This window comes from Amycolatopsis sp. NPDC050768, assembly GCF_040654155.1.
Taxonomy (GTDB): domain Bacteria; phylum Actinomycetota; class Actinomycetes; order Mycobacteriales; family Pseudonocardiaceae; genus Amycolatopsis.
The window spans coordinates 1-1,264 of record NZ_JBFAHL010000052.1 but is presented as its reverse complement, the minus strand read 5'-3'; the positions used below and the strand labels follow the sequence as shown (position 1 = coordinate 1,264).

Annotated in this window: 2 protein-coding genes; both read left to right on the top strand. The window is 66.9% G+C overall.

What is annotated here, in order from left to right; translation table 11 throughout:
- Window positions 1-117: thioredoxin domain-containing protein (locus AB0H62_RS51235; protein ID WP_360584686.1), on the top strand; the 117-nt coding region annotated here is incomplete at its 5' end.
- A 405-nt stretch (window positions 118-522) separates the two neighbouring features.
- Window positions 523-954 (top strand): DUF5709 domain-containing protein, encoded by a 432-nt coding sequence (locus AB0H62_RS51230; protein ID WP_220240253.1) that lies wholly within the window; start codon window positions 523-525, stop codon window positions 952-954.
- The last annotated feature ends 310 nt before the right edge of the window (window positions 955-1,264 follow it).

The following is a 1,264-nucleotide window of genomic DNA, read 5'->3' as shown; positions in this document are numbered from 1 at the left end:
TACCAGGTGATGTCGATCCCGACGCTGATCCTGTTTCAGGGTGGCAAGCCGGTGAAGCAGATCGTCGGCGCGAAGCCGAAGGCGGCTCTGCTGTCCGACCTGAAGGACGTCCTCTGATCGAGGCGGCGCTGTCCAGCTACTGAGAACCCGGGCCTGCGGGAATCGCCTCGCGGGCCCGGGTTCTCGCACGGCAGTGTGGCTGCGCGATACGACCCTGGACGAGGCGATCGTCCAGGCCACCCGCGAACGGCTGATTCGCGCCCCACGCTGTATCGACGGTGGAGCACCAAGTGTGACCTGGTCGTGGACGCCCTCGACCACGGTTTCCGGAAGCAGGGCGACTTGTACACCGTCGACCTGAGCTACCCGGAGCCATGCGACGCACTCGTGGAAGCCCCGCCACGTGAACCCGGCCTTGTACCGGTGCCCCCGACACCTTTGGTCCACCAAGGTCCTGCCGAACACGCGGTAAGAATCCGTGCCGCGCCGCCGCACATCGTCAAATACCCAATGAGGTTGGACATGAGTGACGACGCTGACGAGTACGACGGCGGCGTGGACAACGACTCCGGCGTCCTCGAACCCGATGAGAGCCTCGACGAGCGGGATGTCGAGGACGTCCTCGACGAGGGCTACTCCGCCTCCGAACGACCGATCGCCGTGTTCGATTGGGGCACCACGGCCGGCGAGGCCGCGGGGCATGAGGACCTCGGCCACCGCCTCGCGCGCGAACTGCCCGATTTCACGGGCGAGCCCGAAGGCGACGGCCTGGGCGACACATCGGACACGGACGGGGAGCTCTACGACGACCAGGTCGGCACTCGGCGCGCCGGACGGTTGATCGAAGACGAGGAGTCGGATCCGGTCTACCCCTATCTGTTCGCGTCGGACGCTGGAGTAGACGGCGCCGCCGCGTCCGCGGAGGAAGCGGCCGTTCATATCGTCCCCGAATAGCCTGACACCGCCCGGCCGCTCATCCTTACGCTTGCGCACTGCGGTGTCCGATCAGTGCACGCCTGCCAACGGGCTGCTCTTCCGGAGTCCAACCTTCGCGAGGGCCGGCGCGGGGTCCTCTGCTCCGGCATCGCTTCTGGGAACGGTAAGACCGGCGTCAGCCCGGCCGCGAAACTGTTGTCGAGGTGTACACCGTCAGGGAGGCGTTCGTGCAGCAGTACAACAAGAACCCGGAAGCCGTGTCCCGGCTGACCCCGGAGCAGTACCGCGTGACCCAGCAGGACGGGACCGAGCGGGCGTTCGCGAACGC

What these genes read in the sequence shown, in the direction of transcription:
- AB0H62_RS51230 (WP_220240253.1), top strand. Translation starts at nt 523, where the DNA reads ATGAGTGACGACGCTGACGAGTACGACGGCGGCGTGGACAACGACTCC.